Source organism: Rhizobium sp. Rhizsp42, assembly GCF_047304155.1.
Lineage (GTDB): Bacteria > Pseudomonadota > Alphaproteobacteria > Rhizobiales > Rhizobiaceae > Rhizobium.
On record NZ_JBGLYS010000049.1, the window covers coordinates 22,639 to 28,638 of the forward strand.

The 6,000-nt window shown below is 58.2% G+C and carries 6 protein-coding genes and 1 pseudogene; 6 read left to right on the forward strand and 1 reads right to left on the reverse strand.

The window, feature by feature from the left end:
• Positions 1–75: 75 nt before the first annotated feature.
• The 6 genes from ACCD05_RS29020 (at position 76) to ACCD05_RS29045 (ending at position 5,683) form a co-directional block, all read left to right on the forward strand.
• Positions 76–900 carry an alpha/beta hydrolase family esterase gene (locus ACCD05_RS29020; protein WP_413396985.1) on the forward strand — a complete coding sequence of 275 codons (825 nt, stop codon included), beginning with the start codon at positions 76–78 and terminating at the stop codon, positions 898–900.
• Between the two features lie 453 nt (positions 901–1,353).
• Positions 1,354–1,740: a response regulator gene (locus ACCD05_RS29025; RefSeq protein ID WP_112436273.1), complete on the forward strand. Its 387-nt coding sequence runs from the start codon at positions 1,354–1,356 to the stop codon at positions 1,738–1,740.
• A gap of 128 nt (positions 1,741–1,868) precedes the next feature.
• The gene (locus ACCD05_RS29030; RefSeq protein ID WP_111563970.1) at positions 1,869–2,285 is read left to right on the forward strand and encodes a low affinity iron permease family protein; all 417 of its coding nucleotides are present in this window, start codon (positions 1,869–1,871) and stop codon (positions 2,283–2,285) included.
• Between the two features lie 122 nt (positions 2,286–2,407).
• Positions 2,408–2,626: a hypothetical protein gene (locus ACCD05_RS29035; RefSeq protein WP_413396988.1), complete on the forward strand. Its 219-nt coding sequence runs from the start codon at positions 2,408–2,410 to the stop codon at positions 2,624–2,626.
• The gene (locus ACCD05_RS29040; protein ID WP_413396990.1) at positions 2,619–2,870 is read left to right on the forward strand and encodes a hypothetical protein; all 252 of its coding nucleotides are present in this window, start codon (positions 2,619–2,621) and stop codon (positions 2,868–2,870) included. The genes ACCD05_RS29035 and ACCD05_RS29040 overlap by 8 nt, the downstream gene beginning before the upstream one ends.
• Positions 2,871–3,733: 863 nt before the next feature.
• Positions 3,734–5,683, forward strand: coding sequence for a PAS domain-containing sensor histidine kinase (locus tag ACCD05_RS29045; protein ID WP_112436272.1), 1,950 nt, complete (start codon positions 3,734–3,736; stop codon positions 5,681–5,683).
• Positions 5,684–5,734: 51 nt separating this feature from the next.
• Here ACCD05_RS29045 and ACCD05_RS29050 read toward each other — a convergent pair.
• Positions 5,735–6,000, reverse strand: a pseudogene (locus tag ACCD05_RS29050) (hypothetical protein); the annotation flags it as partial.

A 6,000-nucleotide genomic window follows, 5' to 3' on the forward strand; every position in this document is an offset into this window, starting at 1 on the left:
CGCAAAGCCGCGCGGACCGCGATATCGACATTCGCGACAACGTCGAAGTTTGACAGCAACCCTGGAGGGCTCCTCATGAAGTCCTTCGCGCCTGCGGGCTTGCTGCCGAAATCGCCACTCGTCGTTGTGCTCCATGGATGCCGACAGACACCCGAGAGCTTTGATGCCGCGAGTGGGTTCACGCGGCTTGCGAGAGCTAGGGGGTTCGTGGTTCTCTTCCCCGAACAGACCACCCGGAACAATCCGCAGCGCTGCTTCAACTGGTTTCGACCGAGCGCTGTCGCACACGACCGTGGCGAGCTCATGTCAATCAAGCAAATGATCGAGCATGCCTGCCAGAAGCATCGCATCGACCGCTCGCGAATTTTCATCGTCGGCTTGTCCGCAGGTGGAGCGATGGCCGCGGCCCTCGTCGCCCACTACCCCGAAACGTTCGCTGGTGCCGCCTTCGTGGCTGCAATGCCAGTCGGCTCGGTGCGCGACGCCATCTCCGCCATGGGCGCAATGAGCAATGGAGCAACGCCGCCTTCGTCGGGATGGGGGAGCCGCGTCGCGGGACTGTTCGACCACAAGAAATCCTACCCGCCGATCAGTATCTGGCAGGGTAAGGACGATACCGTGGTGAACCCCAAGAACGCGGACGCCATGCTCGAGCAGTGGCTGCAGGCTGGTGACATTGACCAGCTGAGACCTCGAAAGGAAAAGAAATCATGGGGCACGCGCCAAACGTGGGGCTCCCAGGGCAAGAACCCTATCGCGTTCTATTCGATCGACGGGATTGGACACGGACTTCCTGTGAAGCTCACCGCCCGGAACCGCACGGGGGTAGCAGGCGATCCCTACGTCTTGGCGGCGGGAGTGTCGGCTCCGCTGGAGTTGATGCGGCTGTGGAGACTTTGAGCGATACGACCGCGAGACGCTGAGCCTTGGCGCCCGGACCTTGGCGGATTTACCAGTCAAGTGCGAACATCGCGTGGTTCGCCAAGACATCAAAACACCGGGCAGGTCCGAACCCGAAGACGCTCCCAGTGACGTCGTCACGGCAGATGCCAGCCCATCGATGTTGGCGCCCGGACACTGATGGAATCCACCGGCCGGTCACGTTCACGCGGTCCATAATCATGGATCGAAGCGACGCGCTGTTGCCGCGATGCGAGCGCGAACGCCCCCGCCGCGGACTCGAATGGATCCTCAACTTCCCCGAACACCGTGTTTGGCCGAAGGCGGCTCGAAAATCGGTTTCTTGGCGCGACCGCCGTTTGTACGAAAGCGAACAGAAGTTTACTCTTCCCGAGTGAATGTTGACCGACGGCTTTCGAGGTGAACTGATGTCCTACATAGCAGGGGCACCCCATGTTTTTCATGAACCTTTTGAACAGACGGATTCTAGTGGTCGAGGAAGACAACACGCGGGCTTCAAGTGTGAGTGCCGCGCTCGAATTCCAGGGGTCAGACGTGGTTGGACCTTTTCACTCGCTGCGAGAAGGGCTTGATGCCGTCAAGCAAGTTGAAATCGATGCCGCCGTTCTAGATGTTTGTCTTGGCGAGGAGCGCGTATATTCCCTAGCTGACAAGCTCAATGCGAATGGGATCCCATTCATATTTATTACTGACCCCGACGGGGAGGTGGTCCCGACGCGATTTTCCGCTGTCCACTGCCTTCAGAAGCCGTTCGATATGGACGCAATGGCAATTACGTTGGCAATCTCGCTGGCAAAAAAACGCAAGGTCGCGCACTGACCTTGAGCACGCTTCGGCATTTCACCGGGCCGAGCGGACGAAAGTAAATGATATCGGACTGAAGTCCCATGTCAGGAACCCCTGACCGACGTTGGCGTTGTCATTTGCCGGGTACCAGAGAGGTTTCCATGAGCGACAGCATTATATCCCAGGGTTTTTCCAAGTTTGCTTCCACCGTCGCGGCCATGTCAGGAAAGCCCGCGACCTTCGTCTTGGCTGTGACTTTAGTCCTTGTTTGGGCCGTCACGGGACCGATCTTCAACTACAGCGAAAACTGGCAGCTCGTGATCAACACAAGCACGACGATCATCACCTTCCTCATGGTCTTCGTCCTCCAGAATTCGCAGAACCGTGATGGCAAGGCCTTGCAGGCGAAGCTGGATGAACTGATCCTGTCATCGCAGGCTCAAAACAAGTTCGTCGGCATCGAGAAACTGGATGACCAGCAGCTTCGCGAGATGAGCAGAGCGCTGGCGGAGAAGGCGGAATGCGTCGAGGATGTCGTCGATGACAGGGCGCGCGAGCGTGAGCATAAGCCCGCCTGATCCCATTATGGCAACATCGGCTATCGATGGCGGATGGGACGTCATTGTCCCACCTGGCTGTTCTCCCTGGAGCGCCGCTGCTTCGACCTATCATACCCTCTCAACCATGGAGCCGAGGGTACATGACCTCCAGCAGGATGCTGGCGGTGGTTGGCATCACGGATATCACGGTCGCCGACGGCCTTGTGGCCCTTGCCACGAGCCTGATCATGACTTCCATGCCTGCCATTCCTACCTTTTTCCGAACCGCCGGAATTGGAGAAGGCATTGCTCGCACCAAGAGTTGTCGTTACATTGCCGATCTCTCGCACCAGTTTCTTCAAGGAGGTAGCGATGGATGACAAACTTGAAGACTATTACGTGGAACTGACGACCCGGCTTCGATCAGTCGAGGCCTTCTGTGAGTTTCTCAGCCACGGAGGCATCGTTCGGGTCGCGGACAAGGACGGCGCCTCCTTCATTGAAGTCACGAAGATAATGCTCGCCAGGCAGCGTCAAGAAGCCGACGCGATCCGAAAAACGAGACGGACACTTTACCCTGAACGCGCGGATGACAAGTTTCCACCTTCGCGTAGCCGTCACTGACTTCCACGCTGGTGCTGAAGCAGTCCGCCTGAATCCGTCGCGTACGGGTTATCCACGATCAAGGCAAGCGGCCGAGCGCTCGGAGGTTACAGCTGACGCGCGGCGGTTGCATGACCTTTTCTTGATGAGTGGTTCGGTCGAAGGCCACTGCCTGTAAGGATGCCTTCGCGCGATCTGAATGAAGGCTGTTCGAACGATCTGGTCGAATGCCGCTTCGCCGCGCGCGATGTGAAATCCAGCCCCGCCCTGTAGAGCCAAGTCAGCGCTTCTCATCTCAACCGGGCGAGGATACCCTTCGCGCTGTAGAGGGCCGCGGTAACCGCGCAATAAACGCTCCGAAATTCGATAACTTCGGCATCAGGCAATAAAACGTTCCCGGATCGAATGTTGAAATGGAATCTGGATCCCGGATCACTCACCGGGTGTTCTTGTGACAATACCGAAGTCGTCATTATGATACGGCGCAAGTCCCGGCCCTTGGCAACGACACGGCGGACAACACCCGCTGGAACAAACTCCCGCGCCACGGAAGGTTCCCACCGCTCAAGGCGTGGGGGACGCCGAGCCCGTGGCGAAGCTGTCCAGGAGCAAAATCAAAGTCTCCATCGCGCGGCTTCGGGCGCATTTTCCAACCTGACAGCTGGCGACTTCATGGCCTAGCTTGATAAACCGTATCCCAGGTGGACCTGGCGCCGTGCCGGTCTGGCTTTGTACGGAAACGGACGATTGACCTGATCGGCGCGTTGGGGCCCTATATCTGCACGAGCATTGGGCCGAGAGAGACTTGGCTTCACACCGATTGCCGCCGTGAAGGATTGAAAGGCCTAGATGTTACCTCATGAGCTAGTGTCCAAGGGGATACAATGATCGCTGAAGTTACCGACGGCCTAGTAGGCACGTTGGACGGCCGCTACCGAACCCTGGTCGACGCGATTGTCGACTACGCAATCTACATGCTCGATCCAGATGGCCGAGTCATTAGTTGGAATACGGGTGCCAGCCGCTTCAAGGGCTATACGGAGCGCGAAATTCTTGGCGAGCACTTCTCGCGATTTTACACGGACGAGGACCGCGCATCCGGTCTCCCGAAGCGGGCGCTCGCAACTGCGGCGCGTGAAGGGCGTTTCGAAGCCGAGGGTTGGCGGGTGAGAAAGGATGGAGAAAGGTTCTGGGCCCACGTCATTATTGACGCGATCAGGGACAAAGATGGCGAGCTGGTGGGCTACGCGAAGATTACGCGCGATCTTACCGAGAGACGGGCGGCTGAACAGGTGCTCAGACGGAGCGAGGAACAGTTCCGGCTCCTGGTGCAAGGCGTCACTGACTATGCCATCTACATGTTGACCCCAAATGGCGAGGTTTCGAGCTGGAACCCTGGCGCGCGGCGGATCAAGGGCTATGAACCCCAGGAGATTATCGGACAGCATTTTTCCCGCTTCTACACCGATGAAGACCGTGTCGCGGGGCTGCCGGTGAAGGCACTCGCCATTGCCTCGACCGAGGGCCGCTTCGAAAACGAAGGATGGCGGATCCGAAAGGATGGCAGCCGCTTTTGGGCGAGTGTGATCATCGATGCCATCCGGGACGACAGTGGAGAGCTTCTCGGCTTCGCCAAGGTCACCAGGGACGTCACCGAGAAGCGGGAGGCCGAAGAGGCGCTGCAACTTGCCCAACGCGAGTTGTTTCAAGCCCAGAAGATGGAAGCCGTCGGCCAACTCACGGGCGGCATCGCGCACGACTTCAATAATCTCCTAATGGCGGTGCTGGGCAGTCTTGAAATCGCGAAGAAGCGCGCGGCGGCTGGACAGGAAAACGAAGAACTCATTGATATCGCTATCCAGGGAGCGAAGCGAGGCGCCGCGCTCACTCAGAGACTTCTTGCATTCTCTCGAAAGCAGGATCTAAACCTGGAAGCGGTGGACGTTCCTGAACTCGTCAGGGAAATGGCTGTTCTGCTAGAGCGGACGATCGGGCCACAGATCGAGATCGCCACGACATATCCGCTCTCATTGCCCGCGGTCCTATCGGATCCAAACCAGTTGGAGGCGGCGGTGCTAAACCTGGTTGTAAACGCTCGAGACGCGATGCCAAAAGGCGGCGTGATAAAGATCGAGGCCAGCCGCCGCCTCGTGGAACGTGATCAGGTTCGCGACCTGGAGCCCGGCGAATATGTCTGCCTTTCCGTGGCGGACGAAGGGTCCGGGATGGACGCGGCGACACTTGAAAAAGCCATCACTCCGTTTTTCACCACCAAGGGGATTGGCAAGGGAACCGGGTTAGGGCTGCCAATGGTCCATGGACTTATGGCTCAATCGGGCGGGGCGCTCGTTCTGCATTCTCATGAAGGCGAGGGGACGCGCGCCGAACTCTGGTTGCCCATTGCCAAAGCGGTTGAAGTGCAGGCGGTCCCGGTTCAGCAAGCGGACCCCGTGGAGCCGACAAGGCTCGATAGATCACTGAATATTCTGGCGGTCGATGACGACGGGCTCGTCTTGATGAACACTTCCCTCATGTTGGAGGACCTAGGCCACACCGTCGTTGAGGCGCAGTCCGGCGTGGACGCGATCGCGATGCTCTTGGAAGGGTTTGTACCGGATGTCATTCTAACCGATCAAGCAATGCCACACATGACCGGAATCGAGTTCGCCTCGAGAGCCGCGGAGATATGTCCCGGTACACCAATCGTACTTGCTACAGGCTACGCCGAACTCCCCGCGGGCGTAGGCGAAAATCTGCTAAAACTGGCAAAGCCCTACAGCCAAACCCAACTCAAGGATGCTCTCGCCGCGGTCACGGCTACCCTCCAAAGGTAGATCATGCGAAGGCTCCCAAGCAGCCCTTGCGCGGTTTAGAGCCTCGGGCGATTAATGTGCAACGCATCCGGCCTGGCGGAAATAGTTCCAGCACTCTTGCGGCGTGAATAGGTCGCAAACCTTTCCGACGGCTTTCCAGAGATCGTCATAAGTCCTTGCTTTCATTTTTCGCAAGAGTGCCTTGAGCTTCGAAAAGGCCATTTCAATGATCGTGTCCCATGAGATGGTGTAAGTGCCGAAGAGGCCACCGTGCTCTCCGGCAAGGCCGGGAGGATCAACGTGCCACGGCTGGCAAGCTGATGATTGGATCATCGCTC

Excerpts from the sequence above, each read along its gene's own strand:
- ACCD05_RS29020 (WP_413396985.1), top strand. The coding sequence starts at position 76 with ATGAAGTCCTTCGCGCCTGCGGGCTTGCTGCCGAAATCGCCACTCGTC.
- ACCD05_RS29025 (WP_112436273.1), top strand. The coding sequence starts at position 1,354 with ATGTTTTTCATGAACCTTTTGAACAGACGGATTCTAGTGGTCGAGGAA.
- ACCD05_RS29030 (WP_111563970.1), top strand. The coding sequence starts at position 1,869 with ATGAGCGACAGCATTATATCCCAGGGTTTTTCCAAGTTTGCTTCCACC.
- ACCD05_RS29035 (WP_413396988.1), top strand. The coding sequence starts at position 2,408 with ATGACCTCCAGCAGGATGCTGGCGGTGGTTGGCATCACGGATATCACG.
- ACCD05_RS29040 (WP_413396990.1), top strand. The coding sequence starts at position 2,619 with ATGGATGACAAACTTGAAGACTATTACGTGGAACTGACGACCCGGCTT.
- ACCD05_RS29045 (WP_112436272.1), top strand. The coding sequence starts at position 3,734 with ATGATCGCTGAAGTTACCGACGGCCTAGTAGGCACGTTGGACGGCCGC.